This is a genomic window from Candidatus Hepatobacter penaei, assembly GCF_000742475.1.
Lineage (GTDB): Bacteria > Pseudomonadota > Alphaproteobacteria > Holosporales > Hepatobacteraceae > Hepatobacter > Hepatobacter penaei.
The window spans coordinates 75,867-92,263 of record NZ_JQAJ01000002.1 but is presented as its reverse complement, the minus strand read 5'-3'; the positions used below and the strand labels follow the sequence as shown (position 1 = coordinate 92,263).

At 49.4% G+C, this 16,397-nt stretch carries 11 protein-coding genes; 5 read left to right on the top strand and 6 right to left on the bottom strand.

Annotated elements, in window-relative coordinates; all coding sequences use genetic code 11:
• The first annotated feature begins 42 nt into the window (after positions 1 to 42).
• From IG82_RS0102485 to IG82_RS07335, 3 genes are all read left to right on the top strand, one after another.
• On the top strand, positions 43 to 3,519 hold the full coding sequence (locus IG82_RS0102485) for a hypothetical protein (RefSeq protein ID WP_031934059.1): 3,477 nt from the start codon (positions 43 to 45) through the stop codon (positions 3,517 to 3,519).
• Between the two features lie 1,235 nt (positions 3,520 to 4,754).
• On the top strand, positions 4,755 to 6,086 hold the full coding sequence (locus IG82_RS0102460) for a hypothetical protein (RefSeq protein WP_172642863.1): 1,332 nt from the start codon (positions 4,755 to 4,757) through the stop codon (positions 6,084 to 6,086).
• A gap of 715 nt (positions 6,087 to 6,801) precedes the next feature.
• Positions 6,802 to 6,933 (top strand): hypothetical protein, encoded by a 132-nt coding sequence (locus tag IG82_RS07335; RefSeq protein WP_281172857.1) that lies wholly within the window; start codon positions 6,802 to 6,804, stop codon positions 6,931 to 6,933.
• Here the strand turns inward: IG82_RS07335 and IG82_RS0102440 are convergent.
• Both IG82_RS0102440 and lpxC read right to left on the bottom strand, forming a co-directional pair.
• On the bottom strand, positions 6,911 to 7,483 hold the full coding sequence (locus IG82_RS0102440; protein WP_172642862.1) for an outer membrane beta-barrel protein: 573 nt from the start codon (positions 7,481 to 7,483) through the stop codon (positions 6,911 to 6,913). The genes IG82_RS07335 and IG82_RS0102440 overlap by 23 nt on opposite strands.
• A 274-nt stretch (positions 7,484 to 7,757) precedes the next feature.
• Positions 7,758 to 8,672, bottom strand: a complete 915-nt coding sequence (gene lpxC / locus IG82_RS0102435) for a UDP-3-O-acyl-N-acetylglucosamine deacetylase (RefSeq protein WP_031934052.1) — start codon at positions 8,670 to 8,672, stop codon at positions 7,758 to 7,760.
• 141 nt (positions 8,673 to 8,813) lie between these two features.
• Between lpxC and IG82_RS0102430 the strand changes: the two genes are divergently transcribed.
• Positions 8,814 to 11,777 (top strand): YhdP family protein, encoded by a 2,964-nt coding sequence (locus IG82_RS0102430; protein WP_031934051.1) that lies wholly within the window; start codon positions 8,814 to 8,816, stop codon positions 11,775 to 11,777.
• Positions 11,778 to 11,807: 30 nt separating this feature from the next.
• Complete coding sequence (nth, locus tag IG82_RS0102425; RefSeq protein ID WP_031934050.1) at positions 11,808 to 12,464, top strand: endonuclease III; 657 nt, start codon at positions 11,808 to 11,810, stop codon at positions 12,462 to 12,464.
• Positions 12,465 to 12,572: 108 nt separating this feature from the next.
• Here nth and hemA read toward each other — a convergent pair whose 3' ends face one another.
• Genes hemA through IG82_RS06890 form a run of 4 tightly spaced genes read right to left on the bottom strand, consistent with a single transcriptional unit; the run spans position 12,573 to position 15,988 of the window.
• A complete protein-coding gene (hemA, locus tag IG82_RS0102420) occupies positions 12,573 to 13,790 on the bottom strand; it encodes a 5-aminolevulinate synthase (protein WP_031934049.1) in 1,218 nt (405 codons plus the stop codon).
• Between the two features lie 18 nt (positions 13,791 to 13,808).
• Positions 13,809 to 14,747, bottom strand: a complete 939-nt coding sequence (locus IG82_RS0102415; protein WP_031934048.1) for a hypothetical protein — start codon at positions 14,745 to 14,747, stop codon at positions 13,809 to 13,811.
• The gene (locus IG82_RS0102410) at positions 14,731 to 15,390 is read right to left on the bottom strand and encodes a lysophospholipid acyltransferase family protein (protein ID WP_216476129.1); all 660 of its coding nucleotides are present in this window, start codon (positions 15,388 to 15,390) and stop codon (positions 14,731 to 14,733) included. Before IG82_RS0102410 ends, IG82_RS0102415 begins: the two co-directional genes overlap by 17 nt.
• 7 nt (positions 15,391 to 15,397) lie before the next feature.
• Complete coding sequence (locus IG82_RS06890) at positions 15,398 to 15,988, bottom strand: YdcF family protein (RefSeq protein WP_052545615.1); 591 nt, start codon at positions 15,986 to 15,988, stop codon at positions 15,398 to 15,400.
• Positions 15,989 to 16,397: the final 409 nt, after the last annotated feature.

The following is a 16,397-nucleotide window of genomic DNA, read 5'->3' as shown; positions in this document are numbered from 1 at the left end:
CTATCGTTTGGCATTTTTTTTGACACAACTTTGGGGGGACACGTGAAGCGCTTGTTTTTCACGCTTTTTTTGAGCATGTGCGGGGTGAATTTTGGATGGGCAGAGGCCAAGCACCCTTTCTTGCTGCTGATTAAAAACCCTCAAGCTTCTATGGGGGAAGGTGTTTTGCCTCCTTTGCCTGTAGGGGGAAAAAGGTCTTTCCTTGATCGTGTTCGCTATGCCTTAGACGGTTTGGCTGATCCATTACGTACACCGTCACTGCTCAAAGGGCCTCAAGAGTTGCGAGGTTTTCGTGAAAGGGATCTTGCGACAGGGGTGAAGGGGAACGCTGCGCGTGCGCAGGAAACGGCGTCTGAGGGGTGGGGCAATCGTGTGTTGCCAGGTTTGCTGTTGCATAGAGCTGCCCGGTCGTCATTGGCTGTGGGGGGAGATAGGGGTACGAGGAACCTCCCTTCTCCTGTGGTTCGTCTGGTGCGCTCTGGGGAGTTGGCAGTTACGCCTATGCATTCACCTAGGAGGCCTTCCATCACGTCATCTCCAAATGCGGGGTTGTCGTCATCCCCTGCGGTCTTGGCACCGTCGCGCACAGGTGCCTCTGTACTTCCGACTGTGCTGGCTTCGCCTGAAAGGTCAACAACGTCACCTGTCGCGCAACCCTCTGTAGATTCATCTGTTGCGGCCCCTTCTGTGGCTTCCTCTGTGTCGTCCTCTTCTATGCCTCCCACTGCGGTGTCTATAACGCCGGCTTCAGCTCAGTCTTTTTCAAACATGCAACCGTCGACCTTTGATAGGGTGAGGTCTGGTAGTGGTGATGGGGTAAGAAATCGTACATCCTCCTTCTCTTCGGTTGAAGGGCGCGTAGGTTTATTGCAGACAGCCTCAGCTTCAAAATCAACAAGTTCACCTAAAGTCAGTCCACTGGCGATTCGCACACCCCCCCCTGAGATGCAAGCTTTGCCTTCGCCTGCAACAAGGCAGAGGTCACCGGTGGGCCTTGATGGCTTGGTTATGTCATCGAGGGCATCTTCAAATGTTGTTATGCCCGAACAGGAACATGTTGGTGAGCGGCGTCGCCCTCTTCAGCGTATGCGTTCTACTTCTTTCACAGAAGGTATCTCTCCTGTGGGGCCTGTGCCTTTGGAGCCTTTTCCTGCGGGTCAGTCAGAGCAAGCATTGCCGCTTTTGCCTGCGTCTGGGGATGAACCAGAAACAAGAGGAGCTAACGAAGTCGGAACACCGCCGCTTTCCCGCCGCCCGCCTTCTGTGTCGTCGCCCACACGTCCATCAACCCCTGTGTTGCCTAGGGCGGAGGAGAGGGCCTCCCCTGCGCCAAGTCGATCCTCATCGCCTGATCCATTACGGGGGGCGTCACCAGAATCTTTTGTAGATGCGCTAAAACAAAACTCAAACACGCCGCCTCGGGCATCCAGCACACCTCATAAACAACGCTCTTCTACAGATTTGGCAGGGATGCCTCCTCCCTTTGCAGGTTCTCCTGATCGCGGCAAGGGGCCGGGGAGCACGCGTGGCACAGATGATGCCCTTGGCACGCGCGAAGAAACATTGCTTAGCAGTGAGGATGGCAGATCCAGCGTGTCCAGCGTTCTTTCTGTGGATGATCAATTACCCGGTGAAAGCATTGCCCCCCCTCCAGCTCATCAAGACAGAGAGTCTGGGAGCACGAGAAACGCTGGTGATGCTTTGCGTTCAGAGCCGACGTCATCCTCATCTTCATTCTCTGATGGTAGTGACGATGAAGGGGGCCCCATGCCGGACACCTCTTTGAACACCTTCTGTTCTTCGCGTATTTCCACAGAGCCGCCTATTTACACCAGCACACAGGTAGAGCGCAGATATGGGGCGTTTGCAGGACATCGGATGTCCCCGCCCGCCTCTCCAGAATGCTTGAGGAGAGCGCCTCTTCCAGACAATGAAGGGCCAGGTCATTCCGATGACCTTCGTTCTTCCTCACCCTCTCCACAAGTACAGCCAGCCCCAAGCGATGCACAAAGAGAAGTGCTCTCTGTTTCTGCGTATGATGAGGAGCATAATAACGTGGATGTCAGCGCGCTATATGGTACGTCACGCTCATTGGACGATTCTGCAACATCGTCTTCTCAAGGGGAATCTTTGGATGAATCTCGGGGGCGTGGCCTTATTCTTGAGGAGCTGGGTCCGCCACCAACCTCACCAAGTGCTAGCATGCTCCCTCAACAGGGAACAATGGATCGCGGTTTCCCCGTGGTGATGCGGCATCAAGATGGCAGCGAAGAAGGACAGAGGCCATCGTCATCCCTTTCTCAGCCGCCACAAGCAGGTGGGCATCCTCAGTCAGCAAGCATGTATGAGAATGAATCCTTGGTGCATGATCCAAGTATGAGTCCGGTACCTCCAGTTCAAACCTCATTGAGTGATGAGTGCTCCGTGTCTCAGAATCAATCGCACTTTCAAGGTGGGCTTGATGATATGTTTGTTTTCCGTGTGGAGGGTGAGGGTCATTCAGTTTCTGGGGGTGTGTACTATTCTCCTCGGCCGGGGGATGTGGATTACCTCCCCACATACACTTTTGACCACAAAGCAAAAACCGAGAAGGCACCCTCACAAGAAGGTCATCAAGGCCATCAGGGGTCCCGTCAAAAGAATGTCCAGCCCGCTCAGAAATGGTTAGATGATGTGATGAAGAATGTTTCAAAGCGCCATTCAAAACCAAAGGTTGTGGTTGAAGACGCTGCCTTAACGGGTGTGACCTACGGTGTCGCCGAGGCAGAAGAAGCTAAAGGAGCCGACGATGCAGCCAACACATCCACAGAGGGGCTCTCGAATGCGCAGGTATTGACAGGGTTGCCGCTGACATCGACAGGCAAGGTCAAAAAACAAGCTCAGGTTCACTCTCAACGCAAACCTCAACCCTCATCAACGCCATCTGTAACAGGTGGGCGTCGTGGGATGGCGCACCAAAGTGTGCAGCCTGGTCGCGAGCGGGATGCCTTTCATCACAAAAACCTCAGGCTCTTGCTTCGTGGTCGCCGCCAGGTGCGTGGTGAGAGACCTTTCTATACGCCGATGTCTAATACTGATGCGAAGATTCTTTTGCGTGAGGGGTCGCTAGAACGCGGTGAAGCCACGGCAGCTGTGGCGCGGGCTGTAAACTCCGCCCGCTCAGGGAATGTGGGGAGACGAGGTTTTTCCATAAAAGAGGCTATCGATTTGGCAGAAGAAGGAACGCTTGATCAACCCCTTGATACGAGCCTTAAGGGCAACGTTAAGCTCAGGGCTTCGGATAGGTGTGATGCCCATGAACGACGGGGTAACGACTACGTTGAGAATGGTCAACGTGGGGGGGGCCTGTCCTCATCTAGGCGCGGCGGCCCAGGGTCAAGGTCCCATAGCAGAGCGCGTGATAACTGGCACCGGATTGTGGGCAAGGTGATTATGGTCAATCGCGCGAAGAAGGCGTTGAAGTATGACTCTGGCGGTGGTGACGGTGGGCGTGAGGTGCCTGCTGGCTTAGGCCTCTAGGCTCTTTAGGATGGCTGCTAGGTTGGTTTTCCCCTTGTGACAGGCACCGCTATGATTCCTGATGATGGATTTTTTAAGAAGCACTTATGATACGATCACGCTGAGCGCATCTTATGATCCTGCTGAACGCCTCTGTTTGTATGGACCTGCTGAAACACAGCTGTTTTTGTAGGGGGCTGTTGTGTGCTGGCCCGTCGAGCTTGTCCTCCGTTCATGTGTGCCCCTGTCGGGTGCACCCTTTTTGCACGAGCCTATGTTAAGAAGCTTCATGCTTAGAGGCCCCTTTGTGCGGGGTTGTAGACGCTGTGTCTTTTGAGACTCTCTTTTAAGACACTCATTGTGAGGTCCTGCCATACAAGGTCAATCCAAAAGAAAAGTGAGCGTGCGGTTCCATGATGAGCCTCTACCTTATGTGGACTTTTTGTATGAGCATCCTTTTGAGAAGACTCACTGAGCAAGATCACAGGGAAAGGCCGCTGATGAGCTTTTTTCCTGTACGGGCACCTCTTAAGAAGCCACTTTACACATGGTTCCTTGGGTGAATCTTTTTTTTGTTACCTCCTGTGCGGGATCTTTTTAAGAGGTTTATTTTCTCGGGGTCATGACGCAAGGTCAATTCACAGGTAAGATTCGTGCTAAGTCTCCTTAGGGGCTTTCTCTCTCTTTTTGATCTCTTCATTATTCACCGCATGGTCTTATTGGGGGGCCTTTCATGACGGCTTGCATGAACCGCTGTGTTCTGTTGGTGTGCACGATTCGAATGCTGTGGGCAGGGGCCGCAATGAAGCTTATTGTTGCAAATGTGAAAAGGACGTGGGCAGGTGCTGAGGTCTTGAAAGCTGCGAATTCTATTTCCTTGAGGTCCACATGCGCATTTCAGCGTTTGGTTTGCTTTTTTCGCCCCCGTGCTGCGTACTACGCTGCATGTGCACGCTTTGTTTTCTTTGTAAGGACCTTCAGGTAGGTCAGCACGAAACGCATGCAATACAGGGGGGCACGAAAGGATAAGAAAAAAAAGGAACCACATCAATACGATATTCACAACTTACCTACTTTCATTGTGGTGTTTTTTGTCTTAACAAAGCATGAATGAGGATGGGTTATGCTGCAAAAAAAACGAATTGAAAATATCTTGTTTGTATTGGCCCTATAACGACAATACGCACATCTGTATTTACGAGAAGCCCACACTCTTTTAGAGTGAAGCTAATCCTAACGGTGTGTGGTGAGCGTCAATGTCGTATCGATATTTCGCGGCCTGTCTTTTTTTATTTGTTGCGATGCCGGTAGCGTGGGGTCATGAGGGGTGGGGGCTTTCTCGTCATGGACTCGCCTATTACGGTCCTGACGGTGCCTTTGTGCGCTTAGGCACAGACACAGAGGCAGGTGTATGGCATGACGACGGTGTGTATGCCTCTTTTGGGCTTGAACATCAAAATTTTCACTTTTCAAAGCTGGTCTTTCCGCTCCAGGGCGGCTCAGGCGTTAACACATGGGGTCATCGGTGGATTTTTCATGTCGATTTTGCGCCCATTTACGACAGCATCCGGCGTGAAGATAAAGGTGATGAGACTTATGGTCAAGACAGCCAAGGGCGGGATATCAATGGTAAGAACGTCTATTTTGATTGGTATAAAAATCTCGGGAGCCGTGTTTACTTTTTAGGCGATGTGCCTATTGTGGAGGCTTATGGCGGTTATGTCATGGGGCGTCACACACTGCGCGCGGGGCGGATGAAAAACCTTGTGGGCCTTTATGATCATCAGGTTTTCTGGGGAGATGATGCTAAGTTTGCCCCCATGCAGTATTGGCTTTCGCGGGACCTGTTAAGCGGCGTCACCTATACCTATCACCACGATGTGATCGGTTGCGCGGTGGGTGTGTTTTCGGGCAATCACCCCATGAAAGGCTATGCCCATTATTTAGGCGGCATCCAAAGCCCACAATGTAAGGGCAATAACACGCCTACGTTGTCGGCGCGTTTGTCACTGTATGGCCAGAGGTGGCTGCCTTCGTCCATGGAGAGTGAAGTGTTTGTCTCCATTCAAGATAATAAAGTGAGTTCAACGTGGGTTGATGGCCTTGGTGATGGTAAGCGCCACGGTCAGGTGATGGCGTTGGGCGGTTTGTGGACCTGGCATGTAGATAGCAGCGCGTGGGTTCATAAGGTGCAGGTGTTGGGTCAGTATACACGTTATGTGTCAGGCCTGGATCCAAAAAGTGCCCAAAACAATGGACATCCTCGCTTTCGCACCCTGCGTCAGGGTGGTTTTTTTGTTGGTGGCGGCCTTGGCCTTTGGCAGTCAATGGATGTGTGCGCAGCCTATGAGATGTTTGACCGTTTTGATTATCTTGTGTACGAAAAAAGTGGTTTTGGGCAATCCATGCTGCTGGCTCCCGGCACCAAGCAAAAAAGCACCATTGTTAACATTACCTATGCCATTAACGATGTGGTTTCTCTTTGTGGGGCCTACCATGTGATCAAAAACCCTGTGCCGTTTGTGTCTGATGTATTAGATACCAAGGGAGACAACCGTTATAAAATAACCATTGCTGTAAAAACGTGAGAGCGCACAGATGTGCCCCTCATTTTTTGCCCGCGCACGTGACAGGCGGCAGAGAGAAGCGCGTCACAACTATCCCTTATGCATTTTTGAGGCAATGATTTTCCCCTAAGATGAGGTCTTTTATGCAAGCTTCACAAAAGGCTAGGTATGCATTAGCGTTCATAAAAAGCCATTTAAACTCCGTATGTTCCGTGACCTCACATGTGATGAGATGATAGGAGCGGGTGGTTAAAAGACACAGGGTGTTCAGAAAGTTCTCTATGGCCTTATTAAGAAGGCACAAGGAATAAAAAGCCGCCAAACTGAGTGAAAAAAGTGTGTTTCACAAAAAGGGCAGAGGTGTTTGTTTTTGTGAGATCGTAAAGACATGTATGGAAGGAATGGACATAAGGCCTTTTACATAAGGTGAAAGTCTTTTTTGTCTGCCCAAGTTTTCTCCTGAAAAGTGCACCGAAAACCCCAGCTTATAAACACCACGCTTGTCCACGAGCGCGCGTGAACACGTATGAAGATTAGTCATACAGAAAAAGGTGAGGGAATGCTTATGAGGGTGCTATAAAGAACAAGGAAAGCGCACCGATTGTCATCAAGAGAAATGAGGGGGGGGGGATCTCCTCAAGAAGGGGGCACATTTTATAAAAAAACTGCCCCAGGCCGTGGGGCTTGAGAGCAGTTGCTGATCACATCTCTGTGGATCAAGTCATACAAAGGGAGGATGAAGCGCTTGTTTTCAAGCCAGCAAGAAGAATCTTGCAGCTGGCACCGGGCCTCAAGTTTGCGTCACACGTTTGACACCCGCAAACGTCATCCCCCCCTTTGGCTGCTTAAAGGTGATAACCAACGCTGAGCATGGTCAACATATAGGCAGATTTATTTTTGTTCTTCTTAGCGTCCATCCAGGCTGTGCTGAGGCCAGCAAACATTTCAGGCATGATCTTAAAGTTGATACGGGCCCCATAACGAAGACCAGCATGAGATTCTTTTTTCTTCTCCCCTGTGGTGGGGTGTGTATATTCAACGCTGTTGGAGCCATAACCAATAAACAAGGTGGGCATCACCGAATTGGAGAGGGTGGCACCAAGGTGCAAATCACCTCGCATGGCGCTTTTGTATTGAAACGCAACATCCTTTTTGGGGAACATGGCGAAGTCATAGCCCAAACGAAGCCCGGCATAAAACCCAGAGATGTCCATGCCATATTCAGCGCTTAGCCCCAGCTGTTGACCTAAATACATGCCCCGAACAACATCTTTGGTATCGGGGTTTACACCTGCATAGCCCATACCCAGATCCAAGCCAACATTTAAGCCGGTGAAAGAGTCAGAGTCTGCCAGACCACCGTGAGAGAAAGCCAAAAGAGAGAGAGCCGTCGCCCCCAAAATATTTCTAACGCGCATACGCATCCTTTCTTGTTCGTACGAAAATAGTTATCATCATATGTAATGACAGTGAGACAACATACCAACAAAACAAACAAAAAACAATGAAAATTTTTTTCAATTTAATGTATAGCTGCGAACATCACTATAATTGATTTCTGTTAATATAACATGTTGAGAAAAAAGCAGGAATGCCAGGTTCTTTTGTTGGAAAAATACAAAAAAACAAACCTAAAATAACCGTTATGTTTGTTTAGACTATAAACGTCCTATGCCCATCAAGGGGCGTTCTTTATAAGGGCACCGAGGCACACTCCAGGGGCACGGATTGCGCCGGCCATTTTTTTGAAGTCCGCGCACGACATTTTTTGGCCGAGGTTTGGAGCACCGCGGTGAGTAAGCGGTGGTTGAGGGTGTGACCTGAGTTAAAGCCTGTGATATGTCCACAAAAGCGTGCGCCTGACAAGGCCCAATCCCCGATAAAGTCAAGAATCTTGTGGCGTGCACACTCATTGTCATAGCGAAGCCCCAAGGCATTGAGCGCCTTACCTTCATGCAAAACCAACGCGTTGTCAAGACTACCGCCCTTGATGAGCCCACGTTCCCGCATGGCCTCAATGTGTTTTTGGAAGGAGAAAGTGCGCGCACCGGCAATGTGGCGGAGAAAGCTCTCTTCTCGATCACAATGACGGTAAGAAAAGGCATGCATGGTGCCATCATCAAGCGACGTGAACATATCAATGCGCAGCTCTTGACTTGGGGCAATGTGAAGCCAACTTTCTTGGTGTCTTACCCAACAGGCCTTATGGACAGTGAGGGCAGGCATGCGAGACGATTGTGGTTCCCTGCCAAGTGATGTGAAAAAATCCATCCACACCTGCGCGCTGCCATCAAGAATGGGCACCTCAGGGCCATCGATCTCAATGAAAAGGTTTGAAAGACCTTGTGACCACAGCGCTGCCAGCACATGCTCCACCGTGGAGATAGACACTCCCTCATGGGAAAGAACCGTGCTATAATGGGTGGATGTCACATTTTGCCAAGAGGCTTTAATCTCTACGCGCTTTTTACCGGCCACGCGAAAAACGATGCCGGTGTTGAGAGGCGCAGGGTGCACGACCATATTGACGAGGCATCCGCCATGAACACCAACGCCATGGATAGACCCTGTGTTTTTTATGGTGTTTTGAGAAAAAGGTGTAGACAAAAAAAGATATGACCCGAATCAATCTTCCCTCATTCTAAATCAAAACCTGTCTGTAACTCAAATCAAAGATTGTGACTTTTTGTTACGTGCATTTTATGTGTAACCTATTATACACTGAAGAAAGGCATGCAATATCTTTTTATGGGAAATAAGACGGTGGGTCACGAAAAAAAACCTCAAACCTATAAGTTTTTTGGCTATAAAATGAAGTTTTTGTGGTCTTTTTTGACCGCTTTCTTACTTTTGATTGTGTTTGTCAAGTTCTTTCTTGACGTGTTTCCCATTTCTTTACGCACGCAGGTGACGCATATTAAACAGCATCTACCGCCGGGTGTGTATCTGCGTTTTAGAAAGCCCGTGCTGACATGGCGTCTTTGGCGCCGCCCTTTTGAGGTTGTGTTACATGATGTGTATGCAGGGAAGCGGGCACACAAAGATGCCAAAGATCCCACCTTTCATGCATCCAGTGTGGGCGTTTGTTTTGCCTGGTGGCCTCTGCTGAAAGAAGGACGTTTGATCCCGCGCTCTCTTTTTGTGGATCATCTGCATTATACATCCGTTCAAGACAAAACGACTCAAGACCTCACATCGTTTACCTTTTTCAAAAAAGCTCTATCGAGGGGAGCCAAAAAAAGGGATATGTCCAGCGTGCTTTCCCAACTGGCGCACTATCATCATCCTCTTTCTTGCCATTTACAGGGAGATGGGTATGCCTTAGACCTTCGTTATCAGTGGTTTGATGGATATGTTGTGTTATCAGGCACAGGATTGGCGACGTGTCATAGGTTTTGCCAAAACACACCTTTGTCTTTTCTTTCCTCCATGAGGGCGCAGGTGTCTGTGCATTTTCAAAAAAGTCATCAAAAAGATGACCTGCGTGGCCATCTGTTCCTCAAAGCCAGATCAAAACAGGGAGAGAAAGTGGCAGCGACGCTGAGCGTTTCGCCCCAAAAGATTGTGATGGAAAGGGCGTTTTTAAGGACGCCCTTGGCCTCATGTGATATGGAAGGTAGCCTCGAGCTTCGGGGGGACTATCCGTTCGCGGTGTCCATGAAAATTCCTGATATTTCTTTTCAAGATGTTTTGCACGTATGGCCTGAAGGGTTAGCTTCTGCAACACGCCTGTGGCTTAAAGAGCACACGCAAGACGGTCGCGTGGAAGGGTTATTGTCGTTGCAAGGGTCTCTTGAGGCCACAGATAAGGCGGCCTTTGGGGGGCATTTGATGTTTGATCGACTCAAACTTACGCCCCTTGATGGTGGCTCTACCCTTCAAGAGCTTCGGGGCGCAGCCCATTTTAACACGCAAACTTTTGACATTGTGCTGTCGAGGGGAAAACTTCGGCAACAAAAGCTTCGCGAAGGTAAGATCTATATCAAAGGCCTTGATACAGACGCGGAACATATGGCCATTCATGCTGTTTTTGAAGGCGATGTGCAAGACGCTTTGCAGGTCATTAGCCGTCCGCCCCTTGATTATGCCAAAACGGTGCGCGTGCCGCTAGACAGTTTGGCTGGGCGTACAGAAACGAAGCTCTCTTTTGCTTTTCCGCTGATTCAGCAGTTAAAGATGTCTGAAGTCAAGTATGCTGTGGATGCAAAGTTGACAGACCTTTCTTATACCTATGATCTTCCTTTTGTGGCGGGGGGTGCCACCTTTACCAAGGGTGAAGGTGATGTGTCCGTATCACCCAAAGGGCTGTCTATTAAAGCCAAGGCACGCTATGTGGGTGAGCATGCCACGCTTGATTTTTATGAAGATTTCAGCGGCAAACAGCCCTCTATCCTTACGCTTGGGGGGCGCGTGACCCACGATCATAAAAAATTGCTGGGGTTAAAGGGGCTTGGCGTGTTGCCTGTTCCCTTTGCCTTTAAGGCGATCCACACGGTGGGCCAAGCTTTTCCTTGGCACATTGAGGCTGATTTCACACAAACAGAACTCACCTTGGGACACTTGACCAAACCTGGGGGTGAGGCTGCTTTTCTTAACTTCGATTTAGGGTTTGACAAGGACGACACAGTCTTAAGAAACCTGCAAGCCACCATCGGTGATCTTCTCTTGACAGGAACGTGGGTGTTTGATGCGTCGTGGGGCCTATCTTCCTTGGTGATGAAGGCTGATAAGCCGGGAGTCTATGATTGGCATCTGCAGCTTGACAAAAAAGAAGATGTGTTTGAGGTTTCCCTGAAGGGGCTGCGTTTTGGGGGCTATTGGCTCACACAACTTTTTTTGAAAGACACATCCGATGATGAAACCTTGCTTCACAATAAAGATATCAAGTGCCGCCTTAAGGCGCGTGTGGGGCGCGCTTCGTTTACTAAAGACCTCAGTCACCCCCTTAATAATCTGAATGTGGATTTTAACGGTCATCTTAAAGACAATATGTGGCATGTGACCTCTTTCTTAATGGAGGCGATGTCTCAACCGCCAAGCGGTCAATCCCCACAATCCTTGCGTGTGGAGCGGTCGCAAACACCTGAAGGGTCTATATCGTGGTATGTGGGTGCTGGTGATGCAGGCTATTTTCTTGCAGGTCTTAATTTGCTTGATGATGTGCGTGGCGGCGTGCTATCCAGTCATCTTGTGGCCAAAGATGCGCAGAGCCCTTTTGAAGGGGAAGTGTTGGTTTCTGATTTTTCTGTACGACGTACACCTTTTTTGCAACGATTTTTTATGACATTTTTGTCACCGGCAGGATTTGTGAAGATGTTGGCCGGGGAGCAGCTGGGCTTTCGTAAGCTGTTTGGTGAACTCACGCTTCGTGGTGGGGTGATTGAAACACCCAGGCTGGTGATGCGTGGTGATACAACGCTGGTGATGAATGGCTGGGTTGATGTGTCTGGTGGGCGGGTGAACGTTCATGGTAATTTGATTCCTGCCTATTTCCTCAATCGTTTTCTCACCAATATTCCGGTGCTGGGCCCTGTGATTTTTGGTGGCCAAGATGACGGATTGCTGGCCACACGTTTTTATGTGAATGGATCGTTTGACAATTTGAAAATACAGGCTAATCCTTTTCAGATGATCACGCCTGGTTTTTTGAAACGTTATTTACGTGAAAATGAGAACAAAAAAATGCAGAAAGCTCTTCCTCAAGGTTCATAGGCTTTTAATGAACATGCATAAAACATCACAATGAACGCGCGCGATCGGCTCACTTTTTTTCAAACGCTAGATCAGACTGTGGCACGGGCAGAAACAGAGCTTGTGTTTCATAATCCTTACACCCTGTTGGTGGCAGTGGTGCTGTCTGCACAGGCCACAGACGACAGTGTGAATAAGGCCACAAAAACGTTATTTGCACATATCCGCACACCCCATGACATGGTGACGCTGGGTGAGGATGCCTTAAAAACGCATATTCACACCATTGGTCTTTACCCTACCAAGGCGCGTCATCTTATGGCGTTAAGCCATCTGCTGATTGAAAAGCACGAAGGCGTGGTGCCGTCCTCGTTTGAGGCACTGTGCGCATTGCCAGGGGTGGGCAGAAAAACAGCCAATGTGGTGCTCAATATAGCGTTTCACCAACCTACCATCCCGGTGGATACACACGTGTTTCGCGTCGCCAATCGTACGGGGCTGGCCACAGGCAAAACACCTCTTGAGGTGGAAGAAAAACTGTTGCGCGTCACGCCCAAGGCGTTTTTGCCGTCGGCGCATCATCTGCTTATTTTGCATGGTCGCTATGTGTGCAAAGCCCGCAAACCTTTGTGTGCTGTGTGTGTTGTGCGTGATGTGTGTGCCTTTGGCCAGCGCCAAGCGAAAACCACCTCTCATGTTGAGGTATAATGCACGCTTCGTGTTGAGGCTTGGCGTTCATGATTTTTGGGTAAGGTTGATGTGGTGATTATCAAGAAACATCACGTGCTTTTCTTATGGCCACGCGCGCGACGGCCTCTAGGCGGAATGCTCTGATGACTGCGGGTCTTGCCACAGTCTTTTCAAGGCGCGCACCAAGTCATGAATCATGCCCTTTGTGTGGGGTCTAAGGGGCGTAATGCGAAAACGTTCTTGCCCGCGGGGAACGGTGGGATAGTTAATGGGCTGAAGATAAATGCCATCTTCTTCAAGCAGCGTTTGGCTCATCATTTCACATCGGTGACTGTTGCCCACAATCAAGGGGATAATGTGTGACGGCGTGGGCTTGATGGGGAGGTCTGCCTCCAGTAATGCTTCCCGGGTGTGATACACAGCATGCCAAAATTCTTCCCGCAATGTTGGCGTGTGGCAAGCGCGGTGAATATTGACCAGGCTGGCCGCCAAAATAGGCGCCGGAAGTGCTGTGGAAAAAATGAACCCAGACGCATGGGTGCGGATAATATCCACCAGGCAAGCATCACCGGCAATATAGCCGCCCAGCGTGCCAAAGGCTTTGCCCAGTGTGCCTTGAATCAGATCAATGTAGGGCGTAAGGCCTGTGGCTTCTGAGCGTCCTCCTCCCTGAGGGCCATAAAGACCCACGGCGTGCACTTCATCCAGGTAAAGGAGGGCATGATATTGCCTGGCCAAGGTGCACAGATCTTCAAGTTTGGCAAAGTCACCACTCATGGAATACACCGACTCACAGGCAATCACCTTAGGCACATCTTGAGGAAGTGTTTTCAACAGAAGGGAGAGGTGATCCATATCGTTGTGTTGGAAAATGATTTTTGTGGCGCCCGATGCGCGAATACCAGCAATCATGGACGCATGGTTTTCAGCATCTGAAAGAATAACACAGTGCGGTAAAAGACGCCCTAAGGTGTAGAGTGTCCACTCATTCGCAGCATAGCCAGAGTTAAACAAAAGGGCGCTTGGTTTGTTGTGAAGGGTGGCAAGTGTTTTTTCAATCTCCACGTGCAGGGGGTGCGTGCCTGAGATATTGCGTGTGCCCCCAGCGCCAATCCCGCCTTGATGGGCCTGGTCAGCCAAGGCATCAATGCCATCTTGAGACATAGACAAGCCCAGATAATCGTTGGTGCTCCACAGCACCACTTCCTTTTTGTGAGATTTGTACGATAGGGCGCGGGGAAAGGTGTCGACCCTTTTTTCAAGGGGGCTAAAAACACGATAGCGTTTTTCTGCATGGACACGAGCAATGAGAGCAGAAAAATGACCTGTGTAATCAAAAGGCATAGACGATTCAGCAAGTAGTCAAGAGGATAACCGAAGATGAATGGAGGGAAACTCAAGGATGTTGATGTCAGGCCCTTCAAAGACAAAGGTGAGTTTTGGTTTTTGCTTCATATTTTGTGTAACGAGAAGGTTGAGAAATTGCTTGATTTCTGATTTTTTTTGAAATTGTAAGGAAAGAAGATAAAGCAGAAGTGAAATTTGATAATTCCAATCCTTCACGTTGGCCTGAATCCATCCATGACAGGGCTTGGGGTGCGTGGTGATTTTTCCTTTGCCAAAAAAACGTGTGTCAAGGCAATCGAGGGCATATTCATCAATAACAACGACAGAAAAGGGGCTTTGTGACGGTGTGTGAGCCTCTAAGGCCAGGGTGCCGCTAAGCTCTTTCTTGAGCACAGAAGCAGGCAGGGCCAAGGTTGTATTGCCGCCTATCTTATAGTTGGAGGCATCATCAGGGTGAACCTCTAGAGACAGGTTTTCAAACATCAGCGCAAGGTGCGTCTCTTGAGTCATAATTTTTCCCTCAGCGCTTGTGATGGAAATCCACCAATGCTTCTTATGACCCTTATAGATAAGCCTGAGATTCTCAAAAACACAGGTTGTGTCGTTTTGTATCAGTTTGGTGGTGCCGCGACAGGAGATCGTCACACGTTTCTTTCCCAACAGCAGCCAACGTGTGTGCAAGGTGCTCATAGGAATGATGAGAAACGTGTGGCCATCCTTTTGAAAGCGCACCTGGCTATAGTGGCGATAATGTCCCAGTGTGCTCCATGAAAAACTTTTCATTTTGGGCTTTTCGCAGGTGATGTGGATACCCTGTGTTTCGAGTTGTTTCACCTGCGCCTCAATAAGGCGATCTAAAAACACATCTGTGCCATACCATAACCCTACCAACACAACGGCAAGGCTGACGGCAAGGGTATAAACAAGAGCTTTTTTCTTAGTTTTCTTGGCCATTGATTGCCTGCTTGATGTGGGTTAATAGTTCTGTTTTTGTGATATGGGGGTTAAAAAAGGGTGGGTGAATGTGAACATGAATGTTTCCTGGTTTTTTGATCCACGACCTTCGTCCCCAAAATTGTCCTGAATCAAGAGAAACAGGGACAATCGGCACCTGAAGGTGCTGATATAAGTGCCAAAGTCCCGTTTTAAGGGGCGGTGTTGTGCCCGGATGGACGCGGGTGCCTTCTGGAAAAATAATCATAGGGCGCCCTTGTTGTTTGATATGGTCTGCACAAGTCAACATATGTTTGAGGCTTTGTGTGGGGTGTGTGCTTCTGACAGGAATCATACCTAATTTTTGGAAATACCATCCTAAAATGGGCATGTGAAGAAGGCTGGATTTTAAAATAAACGCAGGGTTATGGGTGAGATAAGTCAGGGCCAAGGTTTCCCACGCTGACTCATGCTTGGCTGCAATGATAAAAGGAGGCGAAGGCAGGGCGCCGGTGACACGAAAATCAAGTCCGACCAGATGACGCAACAGCCACAACGTCCATCCACACCACAGACGGCTGATGGTGACCGTCCACCTCAGTGGTCCTAAGAGAAAGGGCAAACACACAATGCCCCACACAAGGGTCACGGTGTAGAATACCACATCAAAGCTAAGAGATCTTAGGGCGTTTTGCATAAGACGCAGGGTTTGTCTTGGGCAAATGTCCCCACACACACGACCATAAGAATTTTTGATACTCTTGAAATCCATGCACAATTCTTTCATGAAGGGGGGTTTTGAGGCAATAGCTGTGTGTGCCAATATGGTTGGCGTAGCGACGAAAAAGGAGCAAACATCTGGGCATGTGGTAATCGGCCGTGATCAAGGTGACATGAGACAGGTTATGGCGTTTGGCCCACATACGGGTTTCCTCGATGTTGCCGCGTGTGTTGCCAGCGTCAAACCCAAAAGAAACGGTCAATCCCTTAGTTTTATCAAAAAGGCGGTGTTTTGAGGTCGGTCGCACGCCCGAGATAAACAGTGTCCGCAGCTTTTTTTTCCGCAAGAGGCTGAGGCCTGATTGAATGCGGCCAGGACTGCCCGTAAACACCACCCCATCTTGATAGCGAATATGTTGATGGCAGCCGCAAAAATGAATATAGGCATAAAAGAGGCCTAATCCATAAAGCCATAACCACAAAACCCCGCCCACAAGGCCCAGCCAAAAAAAACGTTTGCGCGTGCCTGCAAAAACAACCATCACCAGGAAAGGGAAGTGCCTGTGTATCCTGAGAAGAGTGGCACAAAACCCCTGTGAGAACAAGCATTTTACGCACAAGATATGCACCTTTCAAGCAAAGGGTTAGCCTGTGGTGCAGGCGTTACAAAACGACCTGTCAAAGCGACCCGTTTTTTATAAAATATATGGGTGCGTGCTCCAAGGAGAGAGGTTTTTCTCCAAGGTTTGAACCTCTTGAGCATGGATGAATAAAAAAAAGAAAAGTGGGGGTATGTTAACCCATCGTTAAACATTCATAAAATACTATGTAAATACAAGGTGTTGTGCCCACCTCCCCCCCTTGGTGTGGCCGCACCTTTCTTTTGTATCGTCGTGTTGATGGCAACCATGCATCTAGAAGGGGTTGGGCTGTCGGCGTCGCGCCTGCGGG

What these genes read in the sequence shown, in the direction of transcription:
- IG82_RS0102460 (WP_172642863.1), top strand. Translation starts at nt 4,755, where the DNA reads ATGTCGTATCGATATTTCGCGGCCTGTCTTTTTTTATTTGTTGCGATG.
- IG82_RS07335 (WP_281172857.1), top strand. Translation starts at nt 6,802, where the DNA reads ATGAAGCGCTTGTTTTCAAGCCAGCAAGAAGAATCTTGCAGCTGGCAC.
- IG82_RS0102440 (WP_172642862.1), bottom strand. Translation starts at nt 7,483, where the DNA reads ATGCGCGTTAGAAATATTTTGGGGGCGACGGCTCTCTCTCTTTTGGCT.
- IG82_RS0102430 (WP_031934051.1), top strand. Translation starts at nt 8,814, where the DNA reads ATGGGAAATAAGACGGTGGGTCACGAAAAAAAACCTCAAACCTATAAG.
- nth (WP_031934050.1), top strand. Translation starts at nt 11,808, where the DNA reads ATGAACGCGCGCGATCGGCTCACTTTTTTTCAAACGCTAGATCAGACT.
- hemA (WP_031934049.1), bottom strand. Translation starts at nt 13,790, where the DNA reads ATGCCTTTTGATTACACAGGTCATTTTTCTGCTCTCATTGCTCGTGTC.
- IG82_RS0102415 (WP_031934048.1), bottom strand. Translation starts at nt 14,747, where the DNA reads ATGGCCAAGAAAACTAAGAAAAAAGCTCTTGTTTATACCCTTGCCGTC.
- IG82_RS06890 (WP_052545615.1), bottom strand. Translation starts at nt 15,988, where the DNA reads ATGGTTGTTTTTGCAGGCACGCGCAAACGTTTTTTTTGGCTGGGCCTT.